Here is a 21748-nt window from a genome sequence, read left to right on the forward strand (position 1 = left end):
TCCGGGTCGGCGCCGGAAAGCGTGAAGTCGTCGGTATGGCAGATGCCGGTGGCCTTGACCTCGACCAGCACCTCGCCGGCCTTGGGGCCCTCGAGCTGAACGGTCATGATTCCGAGAGGTTTGCCGGCCTCAGTGGCGACGGCGGCGCGTACGTCCATTTCTCCATCCCCCTTTGAGTATCATATTCGTCATGGGTTGGTCCGTCAGATGATACCCGACGGATGCAGCCCTTTTCCCAACCATCGGCGGTCAGCGGATGCCGATGACCCACCGGTATCCCACGTATCGAACCATCCGAGCCACGCTGCGGTACGTCACTGAGTGATCCTCTCGTCGTGTTCATCGAGCAGAGGCACACCATAGGAGAGCAGCAGCTTTTTGATTTCCGCCTGATGGTCCTTGATGAATACGTTGAGCGTGCGTTTCCATTGCTGGTCGGACGGACGCACACCCATCGTGATCCGATAGATCATGCGCGAACCGCCTTTCTCCCTGGTCAAGGGCACCATCGCCAGATCGGCCCCGGACTTGCGGGCATAATAGCCTGCCATCGGCCCCCAGACTACGGCGGCGTCAATCACGCCTGCCACCATGTCCCGGATCATCACCTCGGCCATAGACGGCGCTGTCTGCGTGTTGACCACGAGAGGATAGACCTTCGCTTTGCGCATCAGCTTTGCCGCCGCCATATTCGCGGAGGGTGGTGTTGCGTGGACCACGCCGATCCTCTTGTCGAGAAGCTTCGGATCGCTCAGCGCTTCGACACCGGCAAGATCGCCATCCTTCCTGTAGATCAGCACATAGGAAGAGCGGTAATAAGCATTGGTATTCTGGACGAGTTCGTCCCCTTGCGCGTATCCCATGATGATGTCGCAGCGATTGGCGCCGAGAGTATTGCGCACGAAACCAGGGATTGAGGGGAACCAAGTATAGGCGACGGAGCTGCGGCCTGTCGCGGCTGCGACCATCTTGGCGAGCTTGTCCTCGAATCCCTCGCCGCTCTTGTCGGAGAAGGGCATGTTGGACGGGTCGGCGCAGACCCGCAACGTCTCCGGGTCGACCAGTTCGCCAGCGGCGCCCAGCCCGGCGCTCTGGGATTGCGCTTGCAATGGGATCAGCACGGCCGCGGCCAGAGAGACGATGGTCCTGCAGGTCCGATGGGCGCGGTGTGCCATGTCATCCCCCCATGCAGGACGCTTCGTAGGCCGTAGCCGCTTCGGGCTTGTCGGCCTTCTTGGGCGGACGGCCTCGGGGCGCAGCGCCGACAGCGCGGGCGCGCAGGTAGATGTAGATGTCGTCCAGGTAGCAATAGACATTCTTGTTCTCGCCGAAGGCCGGCATGACGACCTCTTTGCCGCCGACGACGCTCTTGCGTCCTTCGGCGACGATCGAAAGGAATGTCCCGTAGTCGATATTCCGTGTGGTCTTGGCGAGCGCGGGCGCATAGGACGACCCTTCGCCATCGGGTCCGTGGCAGACATGACAATCGGCGTGATAGCGGCGATATCCGTTGAACGTGTACCAATCGACAACGCCGTTCTCGATCTTGAAGGTGGGATTGCCTTCGGCGTCGAAATGTTTCCCGTCTTCCTCTTTGACGCTGGCCGCCTTTTCCTTGCTGTCCTCGGCGCGGGCAGTGCCGATCGCAAGCGGCAGAACCACGGCAACCGCCGAAATGATGAAGCGTGCAAACATTCGTGACCTCGTTCTCCAGCCGCGATGGTCCATTGGCTGACGGGCATGAGATTCTTGTCTGGTGAAACCGAGAGCCCGGCAGCGTTCGCTGCGATTTGGTCCGGGCTCTCGCTTCGGCAGCCGGATCTGCCCCGTGATCAATCCGGAAGACCGAATACCGTCAGTTGTCCGCCCAGCGTCGTGTATTCGGCCAGCGCGGCGTAGCCGCCTACTGCGCCCAAGCCTGCTGTGGCGATGCTTTGGCTTTCTTCGGTCGGAGCTCTCTCACCAGCCACCGCTTGCTGCCACGCTGCGGCACCCTCGGCTCCCAGAAGGCCGCCGGCGAGTCCTATGCCTGCCCAGCCGCCAACACCCGACAGAACGGCGATGTATTGCTTGCCGCCGTGCTCGAAGGTGTTGATGTTGCCGATGATGCCGGAGGGAGTCTTGAACTTGTAGAGTTCATTTCCCTGCATATCCACCGCCTTGATGTAGCCTTCAAGCGTGCCGTAGAAGATGACGTCACCTTCAGTCGCGAGCGCCCCCGACCACACCGAGAAAGGCTCCGGCTTCGACCAGACGATCTCACCCTTGGCCGCATCCCAGGCGATGAAATTGCCCATGCCGCCGTGGCTGTTGGGGGTCGGGTACATGTTCACGGTCGCGCCCACATAGGCCTGACCGGCCGTGTAGCTCACTCTGTACGGCTCGTAGTCCATGCAAACATGGTTGGTCGGCACGTAGAACAGCTTCGTCTTCGGCGAATAGGTTGCCGGTTGCTGGTCTTTTGTTCCGAGCGCTGCCGGGCAGACACCCGTGGTGTTGACGTCCTCGCCGTTATGTTCGGTGGAGTACTGGTCTACAACCTGCGGACGCCCATACTTGTCGCTCTTCGGATCCATCACAACCTCGGTCGCCCAGTTCACCGTCGGGTCGTACTTCTTGGCAACCAGAAGCTCACCCGATGTACGGTCGAGGGTGTAGGCGAAGCCGTTGCGGTCAAAATGCACGAGCACGTCGCGCGGTTGACCCATGATTTCCATGTCGTCGACAAGGATCATTTCGTTGACGCCGTCATAATCCCATTCGTCATGGGGCGTCATTTGATAGGCCCACTTGGCCATACCCGTATCGGCATCGCGTGCGAAGATCGTCATTGACCAACGGTTGTCGCCGGGTCGCTGGTTGGGGTTCCAGGTCGAAGGATTCCCCGTACCATAGTAGATCAGGTTGAGCTCCGGATCATAGGCGTACCATCCCCAAGTGGTTCCGCCGCCGGTCTTCCACTGCTCGCCTTCCCAGGTGTTCATCCCGGAGTCCTTGCCTACCGGTTTGCCGAGATGTGTCGTCTTCTCCGGGTCAATCAGCGTTTCTGAGTCGGGACCGGTCGAATATGCCCGCCAGGCGCGCTTGCCATCACTCAGATTGTAGGCCGTGAGGTGACCGCGGACACCATACTCGGCACCGGATATGCCGACGATGACCTTGTCCTTGACCACCATGGGTGCGGACGTGCCGGATTCGGACAGGCTTCCGTCCTTTTTCTCCCCGTTCTGGACTTGCCAAGCGACCTTGCCGGTCTTGGCGTCGAGTGCCGTGACCGTCGTATCGGCCTGGTACAGGATGATCTTGCCGTCACCGTAGGCCGGCCCGCGGTTGACGGTGTCGCAGCACATTATCGCAATGACGTTCGGATCCTGCTTCGGTTCGTATTTCCAGAGGATCTTGCCCTCGTTCTTGAGATCAAGCGCATAGACGATGTTCGGGAACGGCGTATGGACGTACATCACGTCGCCGATCACGAGCGGCCCGCCTTCATGGCCGCGCAACACGCCGGTGGAGAACGTCCACTTGACCTGCAGGTCCTTGGCGTTGTCCTTGTTGATCTGGCTCAGTTTGGAATAGCGGTGATTGGCATAGTCGCCGGTGGGCATCGCCCAGTTCTTCGAGTCGGCCGCAAGGGCCTTCAGTTCGTCATTGGCCATCGCATTGCCGGCAAGAGTCGCTGTCAGAACTCCAGCCGCGGCCATCGGCAGATAAGCGAATTTTCCAAGCATGCGCATGCGAACTCCTCCCGATGTCGATAGTCACCCGAGGCGCGTCGTCATAAATCCGCAGGCGACCACAAAGGCCAGCCCAAGCGTTGTCGTGCTTGTCGTGGGATATGCGCTTCCGTCAGCGTGTCACGGCTCATTTGGATCGGCAGAGGGCACCGTTATTGCCAAACCTCTTGATGAACGAGACTTCGCCACTCCCAAGACAAGGCTTGAAGCCGGAAACCGCAGGATAATAGGCCATTAGGCAGACTAAAGCAAGATTAATTATACGTTTATTGTTGCGCTGCGAAACGTGTAATGCTGCTTCGCAACACGAATATTACTAATATTTGACGTATTTTGATTGGCCAGGGTCCGCATATTTACTATACTTATACGTCGTAACGCTGAGCTTAACTTGAAAGCTGTCTTATGCGTCGATGCCCATGGAGATATGACGGTGAGTACTGGTAACTTGGAAGTGATCGCCTTCCTCGCAGCGCTTGCATTGCCTCCGACGGCATCGGCAGCGGGAGACTACCCGACGGTTGCCGTCGTCGATTATGTGTATGGCTGCATGAAGGCCAATGGCGAAACACGGGCGGCGCTTGAGAGCTGTTCTTGCTCCATCGACGTCATCGCCTCGATCATGCCATACGAGCGCTATGAGGTGGCCGCGACGTTCAGGAGCCTGGGCCTTCTGACAGGCGAGAGAGGGGTTCTGTTCCGGCAGAGTGCGCCCGCGAAATCCGCCGACACCGAGCTTAGGCGAGCACAGGCTGAAGCGGAAGTCCGCTGCTTCTGATCGCTCGCCGTCCTTAAATCGGCTGCTATTCGAGGAAACATGCAGTAGCGGATGGCCCGGCGGTTTGGGGGATCAAACCGTGTCCGAAAACCTCTTGTGAAACTCCGAAACAAGATGGTCCAGCGACGGCGCCTCACGCAAATGGCGCGGCAGACCCACGTCAAAGATACCCAGCACATGGGCCGGACGCGGTGACAGCACGACGATGCGATCGGCAAGCAGAAGGGCCTCGCGCAGATTGTGCGTCACCATCAGGGCAGTGGTGGGCCTGGCCGCCCACACCGTCATCAAAAGGCGGCGTAATTTGTCGGCAGTTCGTTCGTCGAGCGAGGCGAACGGCTCGTCCAGAAAGAGAATGGCGGGCTCCGTGGCGAAGGCCCGTGCCAGGGCGGCGCGGCGCGCAAGGCCGAGCGAAAGCTCCGAAGGGTAAAGCGACCTCATGGCGGAGAGACCCAGAATGTCGAACAGCCAGTCCAGGTCCTTGTCCCTGAGGCGCGGAGGCAGGGCAAGACGGATGTTCTGCTCCACCGTCCGCCAGGGGAGAAGCACGGGCTCCTGGAAGACCGCAGCGATGCGCTTGGAGCCGCCTTCGGGCAACTGGTAACTGCCCGAAAATTGCCGGTCGAGACCCAGCAGAATGCGCAAGGTCGTGGTCTTGCCGCAGCCGGACGGGCCGAGCAGGCAGGCAAATTCACCCTGCCTCACCTCGAAGGAAAGTCCGCGCAATGCGACAATCGTAACGCCCTCCGCCGATCGGAACGTCTTCTCGTCAATGTCGACTTTAAGCGGAGCGGCGGCGCCAGCGGGTTGCATGTCGTTCAAGTGGCTGCACCAGAAGGAGTTCGATCGCCAGCATGATAGCCACGAAGGCAAGCGTGTAGGCAAGGATGGCGGCAACGTCGAATATCTGAAAGTAGAGATAGATCTGGAAGCCGACACCGCTGGAGCGGCCGAGCAGCTCGACGACGAGCACGATCTTCCAGATCAACGCAATGCCGGAGCGCGAGGCGGCGGCGAAATAGGGCTGTAGCTGCGGCACCAGAACGTGGCGAATCTGGTCGAGCGGCCCCAGCCGGTAGACCGTGGCCATTTCCGCGTAACGGGGTTCGAGCGCGCGCGCGCCCTCGCGCATGGTGACGACGACGTTGGGTATCTTGTTGACGGCAACGGCGCCGATCGCGGCGGCCTCCGTCAGGCCGAACCAGATGTAGGCGAGGACGATAACGACAAGTGCCGGGAGGTTGAGGAAGAGCACAAGCCACGGATTGAAGAAGGAATCCGCGCGCCGGTGCATGCCGAGCAGGACGCCGAGGACCGAACCGACAACCATGGCGACGACATAGGCCGCCGCGACCCGCCAGAGCGTCATGGCCAGATGGAAACCAAGATCGCCGCTCGCCGCCTCCTTGAGAAGCACCCGCCAGACCTCGAGCGGTGGCGGAAAGGCGCGGCTCGGCCACATTCCGGCGGCGAGGCCCCAGAGCAGGCACAGTGCGAGGAGCGATGCCGCGGCCGAAGCCGCAGGCAAGGCGACGCCACTCCCGCGAGAGACCATGCGCGCGCGCCGGGGTGAAGGTCGCGCGTTATCCGGTCCGAATTCTGCCGTCATGTCTTCAATGCAGCCCAGAACGTGCCGGGAGCCATCTGCCGCGCCTCGCCGACGAGCTTCTCCCCGCCCAGTTCGGCAAGAATTTCGTAGAGCTTGGCGGCATCGCGTTCCTCTTCGGCGAGGGGCCGTTTTGGAATGCCTTCCCGATAGCGATCGCGCAGCACCTCGAGTTCCCCGCCCTCGGCCCGCACGACGGGAGCCAAACGCCGCCACTCGGCGTCCGATTCATCCAAGAGCTTCTTGGCCTGTGCGCTCGCCTTGACAAAGCTCATCGCCGCATCCGGATTTTCGTCCGCCCACTTTTCGCGAAATACATATCCGAGCGCCGAGACCGGTCCCGATGCCCCGAGCGCCTTGGCTGCATCGTCGGCACCGATCAGACGCCGAAAGCCGTTTGCCTCCAGCCGCGCGCAGAAATGCCAAAAGTTCAGGACAGCATCGAGTTCGCCAGAGAGGGCCTTTTCCGACAGCAGGGGCGGCGCACCGAAAACGACGTCCCCCTCCTTGCCCAGATCTATTCCGTGGTCACGCCGTGCAAGTCCCTGGATTAGAAGCCAGCTCTTGTCGAGCGATCCACCGGCGACGCCGATTTTCTTCCCCACCAGGTCGGGAATGCCACGGATTGGCGAGACATTCTTGACCATGATAGCGCCAACGGCGGTCGAGTAAGGTGCAAGCGTCAGATCTTCGCCCTCAGAACGCTGGCGCGACACCCACAACCAGTCGGAAACGATGACGTCGAGATCGCCCGCAAGCATAGCCACGTTGGTGGCGTCTTCGCCGGCGAAATAGACGACTTCCACCTCGATGCCATTGGCTGCGTCGAACTTGTTGTGCTTGATGGTATCGAGCTCCCAATTCACCGTGCCGAACTTCAGGACCCCCACCCGTATCTTCGGAGCGGAAGGGCTTGCCAGTGCATGAATGCCCAGAGGATTGACAGCAGCCAGCAAAGCCACCCCGCAAAGCGCTCGCCGCGATATGTTCATGATTGCCACCTTCCCATCAACTGCTTGCCGCGACGTCAAATTTCCCGGTCCCTGACCGGGAAGACACACTTCCATCGCACGATCTTCAGCGCCGGATGGCTTTCGGACCACTTCGCAATCTCAGCCGGGGCCAACATCATGCATTGGACAAGCGACCCGTGGCTCTCGAAATAGAGGTGCTCGGTGCGGCAACTTGTAGGGTTGGCCAACGTGCAGACGGTCAGGACGAGATCGACGAGGTTCACTCAAGCACCTTTCCCGCACGAACGCGCACAGAAACAATTCTGACCGGGATGCTTCGCAGGCCAGTCGGACGCTGGCTTTCGCAAGGTGCCTGATGGAAAGCCGACAACGAGGATACGCGTGCGACAAACGAGCGTCAATTATCGCGGAAAGCCCGCCGCGCCGTTGTCGGCGACGGCTCCGGGCTCATCGTTCGCCCAGCGTCTCCGCGATCGATCTGGCAAGAGCGTACAAGCGCTGCTCGATCAGCGTCGGCACCTCGCAGACAAAGCTCAGCGATTGCGCACGCTCCTGAAAAACGCGTGTCTGAAACACCAGCCTGTCGTTTCGCCGTGCAAGCTCCTGCGGGTCGGCACCGGGTTTGGCCCGCAACGTATCCACGGCTGAAGCCTCCTGCCGCAGAACTGCCGCCATGTCCCGCTGCGCGTGGGCGTAGCGCGCGATGCCGGCGACAACGTCGGAGCGTTCCCGGTTCATATGATCGAACAGACCCTGTACGAGCATGGTCATGCGCTGTTCTCTCTCGCCCTCCGACAGGCTTTCCGCAAAGGCCCTTATCTTTTGCTGTGCCTCCGGAAGCGGAAGACGACGCGCCGACAGGTCCGTCACCAATTGAGAAATGGCCGCATCCTTGGACCAGTCGGCGGCCGTTGGCGGCAATTCGGCACCCGTCCAAATTTGGCCCAGCGAAAGCTCCGGGACCTTGCGCTGAATGCACGGCCAATCCGGATCGTCCCCCTGCGCGGCCAGGGCGGGCCATGCGACGATTGCAGCGACTGCCGCGGCCGGGATGATGCGCATCAGGAACAAGCATCGCATCAGGCGTTTCCTCCGGTATCCTGCCTGCGGCTGAGCAAACCGTTCGACGGATCATAGGCGAGGATCGCACCGCCCAGAAACAGCGCCGTGAACGCAACCACGATCAAGAGTGATCCCCAGTCGATCTGCCCATAAAGGGCGAAGCGGATCAGCTCGACCGCATAAGTGAACGGGTTTGCAACACAGATCTTGTGAAGAAGCGGGCTCGATTCCTGGATGCGCCACAGCGGATAGAGCGCGGGCGAGGCAAAATACATCGGGAAGATCACAAAGTTCATGATCCCTGCGAAATTCTCCAGTTGCTTGATCATCGACGACAGGAGCATCCCGAGCGAGCAAAGCATCATCCCTGACAGGAACAGCGCCGGCAGGACAAGCAGATAGCCGGTCCATGGTGGCCTGACGCCCCAGAACCAGGCGACGGCTAGAAAAGCATAGACCTGCATGATCGATACCGTCACGCCCGCGAGCAGCTTGGACACCAGCAGGAACCAGCGCGGAAACGGGCTGACCAGCAGGGTTCGCATGTTTCCCATCTCCCGATCATAGACCATCGAGAGCGAGGACTGCATGCCGCTGAACAACAGGATCATGCCGCACAGACCGGGCGTGATATAGACCTCGTAGAGCACGTAGGTTTTGTAGGGTGGGATGATCGAGACGCCGAGGACCTGACGGAAGCCGGCGGCGAACACGAACAGCCATAGGAGCGGACGAACCAGCGACGAGACGAAGCGCTCTCGCTGATTGAGGAAGCGGAGGCCTTCGCGGACGAGGATGCCCTTGAGGCATACGAGATACTGGCGGGCGCTGAATCCACCTCCCGTCGTGGGGCCGGCCGGAATGCGGTGGGTGGCAGACTGCAATGTCATAGGGGTCCTCCGCCTCCCGTAACCGAAGCGACCCCGGTCAGCGTCGCGAAGGCGCCTCGAATGCTGTTTGCACCGCAGGAACGGACGACGTCATCGACCTTGCCATCCGCAAGCACCTGGCCCTTGTGGAGTATGACGACGTGATCGCCCTCTTCGACTTCGTCGATGAGGTGGGTCGCCCAGAAGACGCTGATACCGTCGGTAAACACAAGCTTACGGATGGTGGCGAGGATCTCGGCACGCGACTGTATGTCCAGTCCCACGGTCGCCTCGTCGAGCAGCAGCAGCGGCGGCCGGTGCAACAAAGCCCTCGCAATTTCGATGCGACGCATCTGGCCGCCTGAAAGGCTGCGCGCCTTGTCGTGCAAGCGGTCACTCATGCCGATCTGGGCAAGCAGCGCCCCGATCCGGGCGAGAGCCTCTCTCTGCCCGATGCCGTGCAGCGACGCGTGGTAGGAGAGATTTTGGTAGACGCTGAGATCGAGATCGAGCGTGCGTGACTGGAAGACGATGCCGAGCCGCCGCAGCGCTTCACCCGGTTCGCGGCTGACGTCGTGGCCGAAGATGCGGATCGTTCCGTGGCGCGTCGCGAAGAGATGGCTGATCAGGGAGAACAGCGTTGTCTTGCCGGCCCCGTTCAGGCCGAGCAGGACGGTAAAGCGCCCTGGCACAATCGAAAAGGAAATCTCGGAAAGAACCTGCTTCCGGCCGTAGAAATGACTGACCGCCGACACGTCAAGTGCGGCCGGCAAGCTCAGTTCATCGTTCGCCTTCACATGCTGCATGGTACCGACTTCTCTTGCTGCATGTTTCCTTAGATCGTAGCCGATTTAAGGACAGAAACATCTCCGTCAGTTCGGATGCACGACCACACCCCAGGGCAGCGACCCGACGGTCACGGATTGAATTGCTTCATCGGTCGCAACGTCGATGAAGGTGATGTCGTTCGACACTCCGTTGGTGCTGATGATCGTCTTCTGGTCGGGCGTGAAGGCGAGTTGCCAGACCCGCTGTCCGACGAGCACATATTTTTCGACCTCGTAGGTCTTCGCGTCGACCACGGCCACGCGATTGGCGGGGCCGAGCGCCACATAGGCCTTCGTGCCGTCGGCAGTGATGCGCACGCCGACCGGCTGGATCGATTCCGAGCGCAGGCCGGGGATTTCGAAGGTGATCCTGTGTTTTACTTCACGGCTCGCATTGTCGATAACCGAGACGGTACCTCCGATTTCGGAGCTAACCCAGACCTCGGAATTGTCAGCCTTGAACTCGGCGAAGCGTGGCCGGGCATCGACGAGGACATTGCCGGTGATCTCGTTGGTTTCCGTGTCGATGAAGTGCGCCATGTTGGTCGTTTCCGAGGTGTTGACCAATGTCTTCCCGTCCGGGCTGATGCCCATTCCCTCCGGTTCGACGCCAACCGGCACCTCCGCCACCACTCTCTTGCGATCAAGGTCGATGACTGTGACCAGATTGTCGTCCTCATTGGCGACGTAGAGCGTCTTGCCGTCGGGAGAGAGGACGAACAGCTCGGGGTCCGGTCCGGAGGGCAGCGATCCGACGATCTCGTAGGTGGCCGTTTCGATGATCTCGATCGTGTCGTCGTCGCTTGCGCACAGATAAATGAACCTGCCGTCGTGAGAAATCGTAATACCGCGCGGCCGCTGGCCGACATCGATCGTGCGAACCACTTCCTTCGTGTTCGAGTCGACCACGGATAACGTGTTGTCCTTCTCGTTGGAGACATAGACCATGTAGGCGGACGCCGGCGAAGCCATGCTCGCAACAGCAAGTCCGGCCGAAAGATAGGTCAGTCTTCGCAGCATCTGGCTCTCTCCCATTTCAGGCTACCTCAGCGCACATTCGGTCTCCGGCTGATCGATCCCGAGCGTGTCGAGTTCGGAGAACTGATGCAGGAACCCTTCCTGGGGCGAGGTCGATACGACGGAACGGCCATCGCCCAGGAAGATTGGCTGGCGCAACTGCCAGTTCCATTTGCGGAAGGTCAGCTTCTGCCCTTTGAAGGCGGCGATCGAGAAATCATCGGTGCGAATGTAGGCTGCGAGCTTTTCGGGATCCGCGCTTTGCGTGCGCGTGGCAGCCTCGCCGATTATCCTCGCCGCCGTCCAGGCGGCCATGTCCTTGGACAACATTCGTCGCCCATTGGCCTTGGCGAAACGGTTCTGTATCTGCGTGCCGCCCCATTGCTCGCTGGCCGGGTGCCAAGCGGAAGGTATCAGGCCGGCCGTGCCCGCCACCGGGCGCGGAATCCAGGTCCGGAACGGCACGTAAGTTCCGAAAACCTCGCTTTCGTCTGCCACGAGCAGCACATCGTGATCGGGGAACCCTTGCGTGAAGACAGGCATCTGCCGCTGGATCTGGACCACGCCGGTGTCGGTACGCCGCGCAGTGCCCGTGTCGGTGAACTCCTTTTCCGCGACGATTTCGCCGCCAAAGCGCGTGGCGGCACGGCGGAGCGCATCGGCGAATAGCTTGTCGGGCTCATGGGAACCGTAGACCAGCACCCATCGCCGCCACTGCTTCCATATCAGATACTGCGCCAGGCCGTCGGCCAGCATGGTGCGTGTCGGCACGGTATGGAAGACGTTCGCCCGGCACTCCTCCTCCCGCAGCCGATCGTCAGCGGCGCCAACGTTGAAGATCAGCAGACCCTTGTCGCGAGCGAGATCGGCAATCGACAGAAGCTGCGTAGCGGAGAGATCCGCCAGGATGTATCGGGCCCCCTTTGAGACCATCTCATTGAAGGCCGGCACGACGTCGGCGTCCGGTTTCACCTCGGAGATATCGAGCGTGAATCTCTGTCCGAGGAAGCTACCGGTCGTGTTGTTGTCTGCAATCGCCACTGTCGCTCCCGCAACGCCTTCGTCGCGCGGCGGCACGTCCAGTACCGAAAGGGCGAGCTCAGGCGCGTAGGCGCGAAGGTAACCTAGCTTGATCTCCGAAACCTGTTCGGCTTGAGCCGTCGTCTCGTTCGCCGCCGGGGAGGACTCCTGCGCAGCGGCGCTGGAGACGCCGGAAGCCGCAAGAAGAGCCGGGATGAATAGCATGAGGGCATAGAGCACCGCTGATCCCATTTGATCGACAGCATACACCATCTCCGAAACCAGTCGGATCCGTGTATTTCCTCGGTGCCGCAGACAGCTTAGAGCCTTTCCTGGTTAAATGGAACCATCCTGTTGGCTCAAGCGGAGCGCAATGTTTGCTCGGCTGGCGCGCGGCGTAGCCAAAGCTACGACGAAGGCAGCCGAGCAAACAGGCCGCCCGCTTCAGCAACCCGAAGGGCCGGGCATCTTTCCGCACTGCATGGTTCCTTAAAATCGGAATCGATTTAAGGAGAAAATCATGCAGCATTCTAAGTGCTACAGCGACCTTTGCGCGTCTGACCATACGCGCGGCGCTGTAGGATCAGAGGCGATCGCCTCGGCCGTACGTCCGGGTACGACGCTCGGCAATCGCCTTCTGCCCTGTCGCAAACCTGCTCCGGCAGAATGGTTCCATTTAACCAGGAAAGGCCCTAACCGAGATGTCCCCGATTTCAACCCGAAGCTGTGTTGTCGGCCATTCTGAAGACCAGGGTTGGCTCGCTCCTCCTGATCCGGCGGACCGCCCACCGGCACTCATTGGCGCCCGCAATCGTCTTGTTACTTGAAATAGTAGCGATATAGCGGTTAAATGCCGCCTTTCGGCGGAGCAATTTCAGCCGCCATGCGATTGCTGATACACACCCAATCCTTACTGGGTGGCGCGCATTCGATAAAGGCATAGAGAAAAGTCTCTTTTTTCAAAAGTCAGAGGGGTTGCGGCATGTATCTTGCCAACCTTCGGCGACTTGAAGCTGAAGCCATTCATGTCTTTCGAGAAGTAGTCGCGACGTTTTCTAATCCGGTTGTACTTTACTCGATCGGAAAGGACTCGTCTGTTCTATTGCATCTGGCGATGAAGGCGTTCTTCCCGGCAAAGCCGCCGTTTCCTTTCCTGCATGTGGACACAAGGTGGAAGTTCCGGGAGATGATCGCTTTTCGCGACCGGATGGCGCGGGAGCTCGGCTTCAATCTTCTCGTCCATATCAACCAGGATGGCGTCGAGCAGGGCATCGGTCCCTTCACGCATGGGTCCAACGTGCATACGCATGTCATGAAGACGATGGCTCTCAGGCAAGCCCTGGAGAAATACGGCTTCGACGCGGCGCTCGCGGGAGCGCGGCGGGATGAGGAAAAATCTCGGGCCAAGGAGCGCATGTTTTCGATCCGTAGCGCCCAGCACGGATGGGACCCGAAGCGCCAGCGTCCCGAGATGTGGAAGACCTATAATACGCGCGTCGGTGCGGGCGAGACGATGCGGGTGTTTCCGCTCTCCAACTGGACCGAATTCGACATCTGGCAATACATCCTGCAGGAAAACATCCCGATCGTGCCGCTCTATTTTGCGGGGCGCCGGCCGGTCGTGAATCGCGACGGCATGCTGATCATGGTTGACGACGACCGCATGCCGCTCGAGCCGGGCGAAGAGGTGATGGAACGGATAGTTCGCTTCCGTACGCTCGGCTGTTATCCACTGACCGGCGCGATCGAATCCGAGGCTGCCACGGTCCTGGACATATTGCGGGAGATGCTGACGGTGCGCACCTCCGAACGGCAGAGTCGGCTGATCGACATGGACGAGGCGGGCGCCATGGAGAAGAAGAAGCGCGAGGGGTACTTCTGATGTCGTATCTTCAATCGGTGCCGCCGCACGACCTGGAAGCGCATCTGGCCGATCACGACAGCAAGTCGGTGCTCCGGTTCATCACCTGCGGCTCCGTCGACGACGGCAAGTCGACGCTGATCGGACGGTTGCTCTTCGACGCCAAGCTGATCTTCGAGGACCAGCTGATGAATCTTGGTCGCGTCGGTTCCCCGGGGGCCGCCAATGGCGAGGAGATCGACCTGGCTTTGCTGCTCGACGGGCTCGAGGCGGAGCGCGAGCAGGGCATCACCATCGACGTCGCCTACCGCTATTTCGCCACATCGAAGCGCAAATTCATCGTCGCCGACACGCCTGGCCACGAGGAATATACGCGCAATATGGTGACCGGCGCGTCGACGGCCGACCTGGCCGTCATCCTCATCGACAGCCGCCAGGGCATTCTCCAGCAGACCCGGCGTCATTCCTACATCGTTTCGCTGCTCGGCATCCGCCACGTCGTGCTGGCGGTCAACAAGGTCGACCTCGTCGAATTTCGTCAATCCGTCTTCGACGAGATCGCCCGCGACTACGGGGCTTTTGCGAAGAAGCTCGGCTTTGCCAGCATCCAGACGATCCCCATCTCCGCGCGGTTCGGCGACAACGTGATTTCGGCATCGCCGAACACGCCCTGGTACAAGGGGCCGGCGCTGCTTGAATACCTGGAGACGGTGCAACTCGACCCGCCCGAGGCGGAGCGGCCCTTCCGCTTCCCGGTTCAACTGGTCATGCGTCCCAATGCAGATTTCCGCGGCTATGCCGGGCAGATCGCTTCCGGCAGGATCTCGGTCGGCGATCCGGTCGTTGTCGCGAAATCCGGACAGCGATCGTCGGTCAAGGCAATCGTCACATATGACGGGAATTTGGCGACAGCGGCCGAAGGTGAGGCCGTGACACTCGTCCTTGCCGATGAGGTCGACGCCTCGCGCGGCAACATGGTGGTGGCGCCGGCCTCGAGGCCCTTCGTGGCGGACCAGTTCCAGGCGCATGTCATCTGGTTCGACGCCAATCCGATGCTTCCAGGGCGAAGCTATATCCTCCGAACGGAGACCGACAGCGTCAGCGCAACGGTCACGGCGCTCAAGCATCAGGTGAACATCAACAGCTTTGTCCGCGAGGCAGCGAAATCCTTGCAGATGAACGAAGTGGGCGTCTGCAACATCTCGACGCAGGCCCCGATCGCCTTCGACGCCTACAAGGAGAACCGGGCGACCGGCAATTTCATCTTCGTCGACCGGGTTACCAACGCAACGGTCGGCGCCGGCCTGATCGATTTCCCGCTCAGGCGAGCCGACAACGTGCATTGGCAGGCGACCGACGTGAACAAGGGCGCGCGTGCGGCAATGAAGAGCCAGCGCCCCGCCGTCCTGTGGTTCACCGGGCTTTCCGGCTCGGGCAAGTCGACGATCGCCAACGCGCTCGACCGGCTCCTGCATGCCCGCGGCAAACACACCTACATGCTCGACGGCGACAATGTGCGCCACGGGCTCAACCGGGACCTTGGCTTCACCGAAGCCGATCGCGTCGAGAACATCCGCCGGGTCGCAGAGGTCGCCAAGCTGATGGCCGATGCCGGGCTGATCGTGCTGGTGTCCTTCATCTCGCCGTTCCGCGACGAACGGCGCATGGCGCGCGAGCTGATGGAGGAGGGCGAGTTCATCGAAATCTTCGTCGACACGCCGCTTGAGGAATGCGCGCGCCGTGATCCGAAGGGGCTCTACGAGAAGGCTCTCGCAGGCAAGATCGCCAATTTCACCGGCGTCTCCTCGCCCTACGAGGCGCCTGAGAACCCGGAACTGCATCTCAAGACGATCGAGGACGATCCGATCGCCCTTGCGCTGAAGATCGAGGCGTTCCTCGATGGACAAATGGAGACGAAATGACGCCGCTCTGCGAACTCTTCGAACGCATCGCGCTCGAGGCCGGCGCGTCGATCCTTGCTGTCTACGACGCTGGACCGACCGTCTGCTACAAGGAGGATCGTTCGCCCGTGACCGAGGCGGATGAGCGGGCCGAAGCGATCATTCTCGGCAGGCTGGCGGCGGCGTTCCCGCATATTCCCGTCGTTGCCGAAGAGGCCGTCGCTTCCGGCTGTGTCCCTGATATCAGTTGCGGCACATTCTTCCTGGTCGATCCGCTCGACGGCACGAAGGAATTCATCAACCGGCGCGACGACTTCACCGTCAATATCGCGCTGATCGAAGGCAACGTCCCGGTTGCCGGCATCGTCTACGCGCCGGCGCTGCGCTGTGCCTACGTCGCCGACAAGGGGAGGGCGGAGAAGCTCGCGTTCGGCAGCGGCGCCCACGTGGGTCATCGCCAGGCGATCCGGGCGCGCGCCCGCGGCCCGGCGCTGACCGCCGTCGCAAGCCGTTCGCACAACAGCTCCGAGACCGAGGCATTTCTCGCCGTTCACGGCGTCACGGACTACACCTCCGTCGGTTCGTCGCTCAAGTTCTGCCTGCTCGCCGAAGGCCGGGCGGATGTCTATCCGCGTTTCGGCCGAACGATGGAATGGGACACGGCGGCGGGCAATGCGGTGCTCAACGCCGCCGGCGGCTCGGTCGTGCGGCTGGACGGTTCGCGGCTCCTCTACGGCAAGATGAGGCAGGCGGACGACAGCGACTTCGCAAACCCGCATTTTGTCGCCTGGGCGGACATGTCTTCGGAGTCCGCCCTCTCGTCGTCGCTTGTTGCGGAGTCAGTTCCAGACATTCGCCCAAAGGCCTGATCGAGGGCACATCCAGCATGGACCCGCAGGAGAGAAAGAGCACCAGCAAGCCCGTGTTCCACCGGTTTCGGGACCTTGGCCAGGCGGAAGTGAATGTGGACCTCCAGGTTCATACGACCTGGACCGACGGCCAGGCAACCGTGCTGCAAGTCCTGCAGACGGCTCGCGAACGCGGGCTCGGTGCGCTGGCTTTCACGGAACACGTTCGCGAGGACACCGCCTGGTTTGGCGACTTCAGGGAGGAAGTCCTTTCCGCCGCCCGTGATTTCGACGACCTTCAGGTCTTTGTCGGCTGTGAAACCAAGGCGATGGATGCCGATGGCAGGCTGGATGTGTCGCAACGGGTGCTCGATGCGTGTGACATCGTTCTCGGCGTCGTCCACCGGCTTCAGGATGGGCGGGGCGGCTACCTGGACTTCGGACAGCTTTCGTTCGAGCAGACCGCCGACATCGAATTTCAGCTTTCGATCGGCATGGTCAGGAATGCGCCCATCGATGTGCTGGGACATCCGGGCGGCATGAGCCTGAGGCGACACGGCCGTTTCCCGGAAGAGTATTTTCGCGCGATGATGATGGCGACGCTCGAACGGCAGATCGCGATCGAGATTAACTCCTCGTACCTGGCCGACATGCCGGCATTTCTGGCCCTGTGCGAAGAAGTCAACCCGCTCGTTTCCGTCGGCTCCGACGCGCATCGGCTGGAACAATTGGGTCACTGCAGGGACCGCTTGCTGGAATTGGGGGTGGGGCGGTCATGAAGGTCTTTGTCACGGGGGCAGGCGCCTTGCTCGGACAAGGCATTATCCGGGCCTTGCGGCGTTCCACCTTGGACGCGAGGATAATCGTCGCCGACCCGAGTCCGCTCTCCGCCGGTCTCTATTGGGGAGACGCCGCCTACCTGTTGCCGATGGCGAAGGATCCCCATTATCTGGACAGGCTGGGCGAACTTCTCGGAGCGGAACGGCCGGACGTGTTGATCCCCGGAACCGACGTGGAACTCCCGATCCTCTCGGCAAATCGCGAGGCGATCGAAAAAGCCTACGGCACCAGGGTGATCGTCAGTTCGCCTCGTGTCGTGTCGATCGCCAACGACAAGTGGCTCACCTCGGAGTTCCTGCGCGAGCACGGCTTGGGCTTCGTTCCTTCATGTCTGCCGGGCGAGGAGGCAGCCCTGATCGAACAATGCGGATTTCCGCTTGTCGTTAAGCCGAGGGTAGGCGCCAGATCGATTGGCTTCAGTGTCGTTGGCAACCGCGAGCAGCTGGATCGGGCGATTGCCGAGCAGCCCGGCATCGTCATACAGAAGTATGTCGGTTCGGAAACAAGCGAATTCACTGCGGGCACGGTGACCTTCAATGGGAAATGCCGTGCGACGATCGTCATGCGCAGGGATCTTCGCGACGGCAACACCTACCGCGCCTTCGCCGAGCCCTTTCCCGCCCTCAATAGAGCAATGGCGGAGGCCGCCGACGCCCTCGCTGCCGACGGTCCGGCGAACTTCCAGTTTCGCCTTGACGAAGGTGTTCCCCGGATTTTCGAGATCAACGCGCGGTTTTCGGGGACCACGGCGGTAAGAATCCACGCGGGGTTCAATGAGGTTGAAATGTGCATTCGGCATATCCTCTTCGGAGAGCCGGTCGTCCAACCGGACATCACGCCGGTCACGATATTGCGGCACTGGTCGGAGACCGTGGTGAAACCCGGCGACCTGGTTACAGTTTCGGCTCCCCTGGAAGAAGAAGTGTGAGGCGGAAGATCGGCCGTGACCTTCAGGGAACTGGTTGTAACCGGTGCGACGGGCTTTATAGGTACGAGACTGATCGAACAGGCGCTGGCGAGAGGCTACGCCGTGACGGCGCTTGCACGCCACCCGGATCGGATCGCAGCGCGGAATGATGCTCGCTTGCGCATTGAGGAGTGGTCGATTGGCGCGCCGCTGCCGTCGTTAAGCCAAGCGGATGCCCTTCTTCATCTCGCGGCCTATATTCCCGCCGACCTCAGCGACCCCCGTCAGGCCGCCAGATGCTTCGAAATCAACACGAACGGCGCGCTAGACGTCGCGATCGACGCCGCCTCGCAAGGCGTGCGGCGGTTCATCTATTTTGGATCGGGGCAGGTGTATACGCCCGCCCCGGAGCCTGCCTCGGAAACAAGTCCCACCTTTCCCGTCAGTCGCGCAAGCTACTATCTGGCGAGCAAACTCTCCGCAGAGATTTGCCTGCTCGCCTTCGGAAAGGTGAAGGCGATGCCCGTGACGGTCTTTCGCCTCGCCTCGGTCTACGGTCCAGGCATGCACGGCAACGGCATGGTGACGGCGTTCATCGGTGCGCTTGCGCGCGGGCATTCCGTGATTATTCGTGATGGGGGCGCCTATCGCGCGGATCTTGTCTATGTCGACGACGTGGCCTCCATGGCTCTCGGGACGGTCGCGGGCGAAAGCGAGGGCGTCTTCAACGCCGGAAGCGGGCACGCCTGCACCTCACTCGAGGCGGCCCATATCATTGCCGAGGTGATTGGAGCGGACCCCTCCCTGATCAAAGTGGAGGGTGAAGGCGGAGGCGCAGCGGCGGGGGGATTTGCGGCGCTGGATGTCGCCAAGGCCGTCGAACAACTGGCTTACACGCCGCGCGCGTTCCGCCAAGGCATCGAGGCATGGAAAGCAGAAACCGGGTTTGCGGACGTCCTGAACGCGAGCGGGCAAGACTGATGCTTGCCGCGAAGTGCCCGGGGGCCAGCGCCTGCGCGTGTCGATCTCGCCTATTCAAGTTGCATGCGCTCCAGCAGCAGCCGGTTGACGGCGTGAACGTCGAACTTGCTCTTCGCTATCTCGCGCGACTTCTCGCCCATCCTCGCAACCAGCTCCGGATCTCGAGCCAGCGCGATCATCGCGTCCGCCAGACTGACCGCGTCACGCGCCTTGACAGCGAAGCCGTTGACGCCCGGCTGCACGGTGTCGCGGCAGCCGGGGAGGTCCGTGGTGATGATCGGCCGACCGGTCGCCAGAGCCTCCAGTATGCTGCGGGGAATGCCTTCGCGATAGTAGGAAGGCAGCACGAAGACGGAGCAGGCGGCGAGATAGGGCCGGACATCGTCGGTACTGCCGAGGTAGTCCAATATCCCCTCGCGAACCCAGCCGTCGATCTCCGCCCGGGAAACGGCGGTCGGGTTGCCGTCGAAGGGGCCGAGGAGCTGGAACCGGGCTTCGGGAGACGACCGACGGACGACCCGCGCCGCCTCGACATATTCCACGATGCCCTTGTCGCGCAGGAGCCGGGCGACCATGAGGAAGACCGGTGCGCCTTGCGGCGGCCTCGAGAAGATGAAGTGGTCGGGATCGACTCCGGACCCCGGGACGATGGTGATCAGCGAGCTGTCCCGCAGCATCCGGTGGTTACGGATGTCCGCGACATCCGCGTCGTTATAGGCGAACACGACTTTGGCGCCGCGGAAGGCCATCCGATAGAGCCAGACGCAGAGATGCCGTACGAGCCTGGACTTCACGGAGGCGCTTGCTTGCTCGGAGAACATGTGCCCGAGACCGGTCACGAGAAAGCAGCGCTCTCTGATCCCCAGCATGCGCGCCGCGATGCCGCCATAGATGATCGGCTTCATCGTATAGGGCAGAATCAGGTCAGGCCGCAGATGCCGGAAGCTCTCCCGCAGGGACCAGAGGGTTCTCAGGTCCTCGATCGGATTGAGACCCGTACGCGCCATCGGAACGCGGCGGAACTCGACGCCGATCTCCGCAAGCTGGTGCTCGACCTTCGCGTCCTGTTCCGGAGCAAGGGCGACGACGCGGTGCCCTGCCGCAACCAGCCTCTTCAGCAGGTCCAGCCGGAAAATCGTCAAGGAGGGGGTAAAACTCGCGACGACCGCGATGACGCGCCGACTGCCGTGGCGGATTTGCGGTGCGGACGAGCTTTCGGCACGAGGCAAGCCCGGCGCCGCAGCCTCGGCTCCAGCCCGTAAAGTCTGACCTACCGGTTCCACGGATCCCTCCTGTACGATGCGCTTCGGTGAAGCGCCATCTCGTAAAGCTTCAGATGTCGGGCGACATAGGTCGCGAGCGAGAAGTTCTCGATGACACGTCGGCGCGCCGCCATGCCCAGTTGCCGCCGGTCGGCCGGGCAAAGCGAGAGCAGCCTGGCAACGACTTCCGCCTGCGCCACCGCATTGTTGGGCTCAGAGATCAGCTCCAGATCGCCGACCAGCCAGGCACAGTCGCCAACATCGGTTGCCGCCGCCGGGACGCCACAGGCCATCGCTTCCGCGACGCAGAGCGGAAAAGCCTCGCCCCATGAGGATGAAAGCATGAAGACGTCCAGGCCCGGCAGCAACGCGTTGATGTCGGAGCGGGCGCCCGACGTCGTCAGCCGGCCGTCCATGCCGAGGTCGCGGGCAGTCTGGCGGGCAGCACCCGATTCGTGGCCGTCGCCGATGATCAGCCCATGCACGTCGTATCCACGGTCCCGAAGAACGGCGAGCGCCTTCACGAAAGCGGCGTGATCCTTCATAGGATGCGCGCGCGCCACATTGCCTATGATCGATCGCGTCGGCGGGATGTTGAATAGCTGGTGCAGCCTGTCCTTGGCTCCGTTCAGCGGCTGGAACTCTGAACAATCGATGCCGTTCGGAATGACATGCCTTTTCAAGGCGTCGAAGCCGAGGGCTTCGTGCTGGTCGGCCGCCACTCTCGAGCAATAGGAGATGGCGGCCGTCCAGGGCGACAAGCGTGCCCCAAGCGTGATCAGCCGCCGCGTCATGCGCTTCTCGGCGTCGATATTTGCAACGGAGTGATGGATGCTCCAGATCACCGGTTGCCGCCGGTGCATCAGCGCACCCACGGAGGCGGCAATGTTTCCGTGGTACATCCAGCCATGGAGGAGCGCCGGCTCCGTTGTTCGGATCGCCTGCCTCAACCGCCACAGCGAGTTCAGCCTTGGCCTCGCCTGAGGCATTCCGATCGTCTGTATGTCGACTTCCGAAAGCGCCATGCTTTCGGCGACGGGACCCGGCGTCATCAGCGAGAGCACCGAAGGGCGGTACCGGTTCCCGGACAATCCCCTGGCGAAGCGGGCGAGCATGTATTCCGCTCCGCCTACATTCAACCCGGTGATGCAATTGAGGACGCGGATGTCACTCACAGTGAGCCTATCTCTTTAGAGCCGCGGCGGGTCGTGCGGCTCCCAGGTGGCGAGCCGCACGGACCTGTCCTCCCGCTAGAGCC

21 protein-coding genes and 1 pseudogene are annotated in these 21748 nt (G+C 61.6%); 7 read left to right on the forward strand and 15 right to left on the reverse strand.

Annotated features, from left to right (window positions below; genetic code table 11):
- From AU381_RS29665 to AU381_RS11515, 4 genes and pseudogenes are all read right to left on the reverse strand, one after another.
- Nucleotides 1–158 (reverse strand): annotated as a pseudogene (locus AU381_RS29665) (S-(hydroxymethyl)glutathione dehydrogenase); the annotation flags it as partial.
- Between the two features lie 156 nt (nt 159–314).
- Nucleotides 315–1175: a quinoprotein dehydrogenase-associated putative ABC transporter substrate-binding protein gene (locus AU381_RS11505; protein WP_064241915.1), complete on the reverse strand. Its 861-nt coding sequence runs from the start codon at nt 1173–1175 to the stop codon at nt 315–317.
- 1 nt (nt 1176) lies between these two features.
- The gene (locus tag AU381_RS11510) at nt 1177–1695 is read right to left on the reverse strand and encodes a c-type cytochrome, methanol metabolism-related (protein ID WP_064241916.1); all 519 of its coding nucleotides are present in this window, start codon (nt 1693–1695) and stop codon (nt 1177–1179) included.
- Between the two features lie 137 nt (nt 1696–1832).
- Nucleotides 1833–3704: a methanol/ethanol family PQQ-dependent dehydrogenase gene (locus AU381_RS11515; protein ID WP_064242261.1), complete on the reverse strand. Its 1872-nt coding sequence runs from the start codon at nt 3702–3704 to the stop codon at nt 1833–1835.
- 466 nt (nt 3705–4170) lie between these two features.
- Between AU381_RS11515 and AU381_RS30285 the strand changes: the two genes are divergently transcribed.
- Nucleotides 4171–4515 (forward strand): hypothetical protein, encoded by a 345-nt coding sequence (locus tag AU381_RS30285; RefSeq protein WP_425288618.1) that lies wholly within the window; start codon nt 4171–4173, stop codon nt 4513–4515.
- 72 nt (nt 4516–4587) lie between these two features.
- On the opposite strand, the gene AU381_RS11525 is transcribed toward AU381_RS30285, so the two are convergent.
- The 9 genes from AU381_RS11525 to AU381_RS11565 all read right to left on the reverse strand — a co-directional run bounded on the left by AU381_RS11525 (nt 4588) and on the right by AU381_RS11565 (nt 12142).
- Nucleotides 4588–5328 (reverse strand): ABC transporter ATP-binding protein, encoded by a 741-nt coding sequence (locus tag AU381_RS11525; protein WP_064241918.1) that lies wholly within the window; start codon nt 5326–5328, stop codon nt 4588–4590.
- On the reverse strand, nt 5297–6070 hold the full coding sequence (locus AU381_RS11530; RefSeq protein WP_064241919.1) for an ABC transporter permease: 774 nt from the start codon (nt 6068–6070) through the stop codon (nt 5297–5299). Before AU381_RS11530 ends, AU381_RS11525 begins: the two co-directional genes overlap by 32 nt.
- Before the next feature lie 50 nt (nt 6071–6120).
- Entirely contained in the window at nt 6121–7113 is a 993-nt protein-coding gene (locus AU381_RS11535) for an ABC transporter substrate-binding protein (RefSeq protein WP_064241920.1), read from the reverse strand.
- Between the two features lie 35 nt (nt 7114–7148).
- Nucleotides 7149–7358 carry a hypothetical protein gene (locus AU381_RS11540; protein ID WP_064241921.1) on the reverse strand — a complete coding sequence of 70 codons (210 nt, stop codon included), beginning with the start codon at nt 7356–7358 and terminating at the stop codon, nt 7149–7151.
- A gap of 184 nt (nt 7359–7542) precedes the next feature.
- The gene (locus tag AU381_RS11545; protein ID WP_082909885.1) at nt 7543–8175 is read right to left on the reverse strand and encodes a hypothetical protein; all 633 of its coding nucleotides are present in this window, start codon (nt 8173–8175) and stop codon (nt 7543–7545) included.
- Entirely contained in the window at nt 8175–9047 is an 873-nt protein-coding gene (locus tag AU381_RS11550; protein ID WP_064241922.1) for an ABC transporter permease, read from the reverse strand. The genes AU381_RS11545 and AU381_RS11550 overlap by 1 nt, the downstream gene beginning before the upstream one ends.
- Entirely contained in the window at nt 9044–9832 is a 789-nt protein-coding gene (locus AU381_RS11555) for an ABC transporter ATP-binding protein (protein WP_064241923.1), read from the reverse strand. The genes AU381_RS11550 and AU381_RS11555 overlap by 4 nt, the downstream gene beginning before the upstream one ends.
- A gap of 66 nt (nt 9833–9898) precedes the next feature.
- On the reverse strand, nt 9899–10873 hold the full coding sequence (locus AU381_RS11560; RefSeq protein ID WP_064241924.1) for a YVTN family beta-propeller repeat protein: 975 nt from the start codon (nt 10871–10873) through the stop codon (nt 9899–9901).
- A 21-nt stretch (nt 10874–10894) separates the two neighbouring features.
- Complete coding sequence (locus AU381_RS11565; RefSeq protein WP_064242263.1) at nt 10895–12142, reverse strand: ABC transporter substrate-binding protein; 1248 nt, start codon at nt 12140–12142, stop codon at nt 10895–10897.
- A 730-nt stretch (nt 12143–12872) separates the two neighbouring features.
- Between AU381_RS11565 and cysD the strand changes: the two genes are divergently transcribed.
- The 6 genes from cysD to AU381_RS11595 are packed head-to-tail and all read left to right on the forward strand — an operon-like array spanning nt 12873 to nt 19228.
- Nucleotides 12873–13772 (forward strand): sulfate adenylyltransferase subunit CysD, encoded by a 900-nt coding sequence (gene cysD / locus AU381_RS11570; RefSeq protein ID WP_064241925.1) that lies wholly within the window; start codon nt 12873–12875, stop codon nt 13770–13772.
- Entirely contained in the window at nt 13772–15673 is a 1902-nt protein-coding gene (gene nodQ / locus AU381_RS11575) for a bifunctional sulfate adenylyltransferase/adenylyl-sulfate kinase NodQ (protein WP_064241926.1), read from the forward strand. The genes cysD and nodQ overlap by 1 nt, the downstream gene beginning before the upstream one ends.
- Nucleotides 15670–16521 carry a 3'(2'),5'-bisphosphate nucleotidase CysQ gene (gene cysQ / locus AU381_RS11580; protein WP_199275323.1) on the forward strand — a complete coding sequence of 284 codons (852 nt, stop codon included), beginning with the start codon at nt 15670–15672 and terminating at the stop codon, nt 16519–16521. The genes nodQ and cysQ overlap by 4 nt, the downstream gene beginning before the upstream one ends.
- 17 nt (nt 16522–16538) lie before the next feature.
- Nucleotides 16539–17279, forward strand: a complete 741-nt coding sequence (locus AU381_RS11585) for a PHP domain-containing protein (protein ID WP_064241927.1) — start codon at nt 16539–16541, stop codon at nt 17277–17279.
- Nucleotides 17276–18268 (forward strand): ATP-grasp domain-containing protein, encoded by a 993-nt coding sequence (locus AU381_RS11590; protein ID WP_064241928.1) that lies wholly within the window; start codon nt 17276–17278, stop codon nt 18266–18268. The genes AU381_RS11585 and AU381_RS11590 overlap by 4 nt, the downstream gene beginning before the upstream one ends.
- Before the next feature lie 15 nt (nt 18269–18283).
- The gene (locus tag AU381_RS11595; protein WP_064241929.1) at nt 18284–19228 is read left to right on the forward strand and encodes an NAD-dependent epimerase/dehydratase family protein; all 945 of its coding nucleotides are present in this window, start codon (nt 18284–18286) and stop codon (nt 19226–19228) included.
- 50 nt (nt 19229–19278) lie between these two features.
- Here the strand turns inward: AU381_RS11595 and AU381_RS11600 are convergent, their stop codons facing one another.
- Complete coding sequence (locus AU381_RS11600) at nt 19279–20457, reverse strand: glycosyltransferase family 4 protein (protein WP_064241930.1); 1179 nt, start codon at nt 20455–20457, stop codon at nt 19279–19281.
- Between the two features lie 41 nt (nt 20458–20498).
- Entirely contained in the window at nt 20499–21665 is a 1167-nt protein-coding gene (locus AU381_RS11605) for a glycosyltransferase (protein ID WP_156528582.1), read from the reverse strand.
- Between the last annotated feature and the right edge of the window lie 83 nt (nt 21666–21748).

Origin of the sequence: Sinorhizobium glycinis, from assembly GCF_001651865.1 — a bacterium.
Lineage (GTDB): Bacteria > Pseudomonadota > Alphaproteobacteria > Rhizobiales > Rhizobiaceae > Sinorhizobium > Sinorhizobium glycinis.

Excerpts from the sequence above, each read along its gene's own strand:
- AU381_RS11555 (WP_064241923.1), bottom strand. The coding sequence starts at position 9,832 with ATGCAGCATGTGAAGGCGAACGATGAACTGAGCTTGCCGGCCGCACTT.
- nodQ (WP_064241926.1), top strand. The coding sequence starts at position 13,772 with ATGTCGTATCTTCAATCGGTGCCGCCGCACGACCTGGAAGCGCATCTG.
- AU381_RS11515 (WP_064242261.1), bottom strand. The coding sequence starts at position 3,704 with ATGGCCGCGGCTGGAGTTCTGACAGCGACTCTTGCCGGCAATGCGATG.
- AU381_RS11505 (WP_064241915.1), bottom strand. The coding sequence starts at position 1,175 with ATGGCACACCGCGCCCATCGGACCTGCAGGACCATCGTCTCTCTGGCC.
- AU381_RS11545 (WP_082909885.1), bottom strand. The coding sequence starts at position 8,175 with ATGCGATGCTTGTTCCTGATGCGCATCATCCCGGCCGCGGCAGTCGCT.
- AU381_RS11530 (WP_064241919.1), bottom strand. The coding sequence starts at position 6,070 with ATGGTCTCTCGCGGGAGTGGCGTCGCCTTGCCTGCGGCTTCGGCCGCG.
- AU381_RS11585 (WP_064241927.1), top strand. The coding sequence starts at position 16,539 with ATGGACCCGCAGGAGAGAAAGAGCACCAGCAAGCCCGTGTTCCACCGG.
- AU381_RS11565 (WP_064242263.1), bottom strand. The coding sequence starts at position 12,142 with ATGGGATCAGCGGTGCTCTATGCCCTCATGCTATTCATCCCGGCTCTT.
- AU381_RS11510 (WP_064241916.1), bottom strand. The coding sequence starts at position 1,695 with ATGTTTGCACGCTTCATCATTTCGGCGGTTGCCGTGGTTCTGCCGCTT.
- cysQ (WP_199275323.1), top strand. The coding sequence starts at position 15,670 with ATGACGCCGCTCTGCGAACTCTTCGAACGCATCGCGCTCGAGGCCGGC.
- AU381_RS11550 (WP_064241922.1), bottom strand. The coding sequence starts at position 9,047 with ATGACATTGCAGTCTGCCACCCACCGCATTCCGGCCGGCCCCACGACG.
- cysD (WP_064241925.1), top strand. The coding sequence starts at position 12,873 with ATGTATCTTGCCAACCTTCGGCGACTTGAAGCTGAAGCCATTCATGTC.
- AU381_RS11535 (WP_064241920.1), bottom strand. The coding sequence starts at position 7,113 with ATGAACATATCGCGGCGAGCGCTTTGCGGGGTGGCTTTGCTGGCTGCT.
- AU381_RS11525 (WP_064241918.1), bottom strand. The coding sequence starts at position 5,328 with ATGCAACCCGCTGGCGCCGCCGCTCCGCTTAAAGTCGACATTGACGAG.
- AU381_RS11590 (WP_064241928.1), top strand. The coding sequence starts at position 17,276 with ATGAAGGTCTTTGTCACGGGGGCAGGCGCCTTGCTCGGACAAGGCATT.
- AU381_RS11560 (WP_064241924.1), bottom strand. The coding sequence starts at position 10,873 with ATGCTGCGAAGACTGACCTATCTTTCGGCCGGACTTGCTGTTGCGAGC.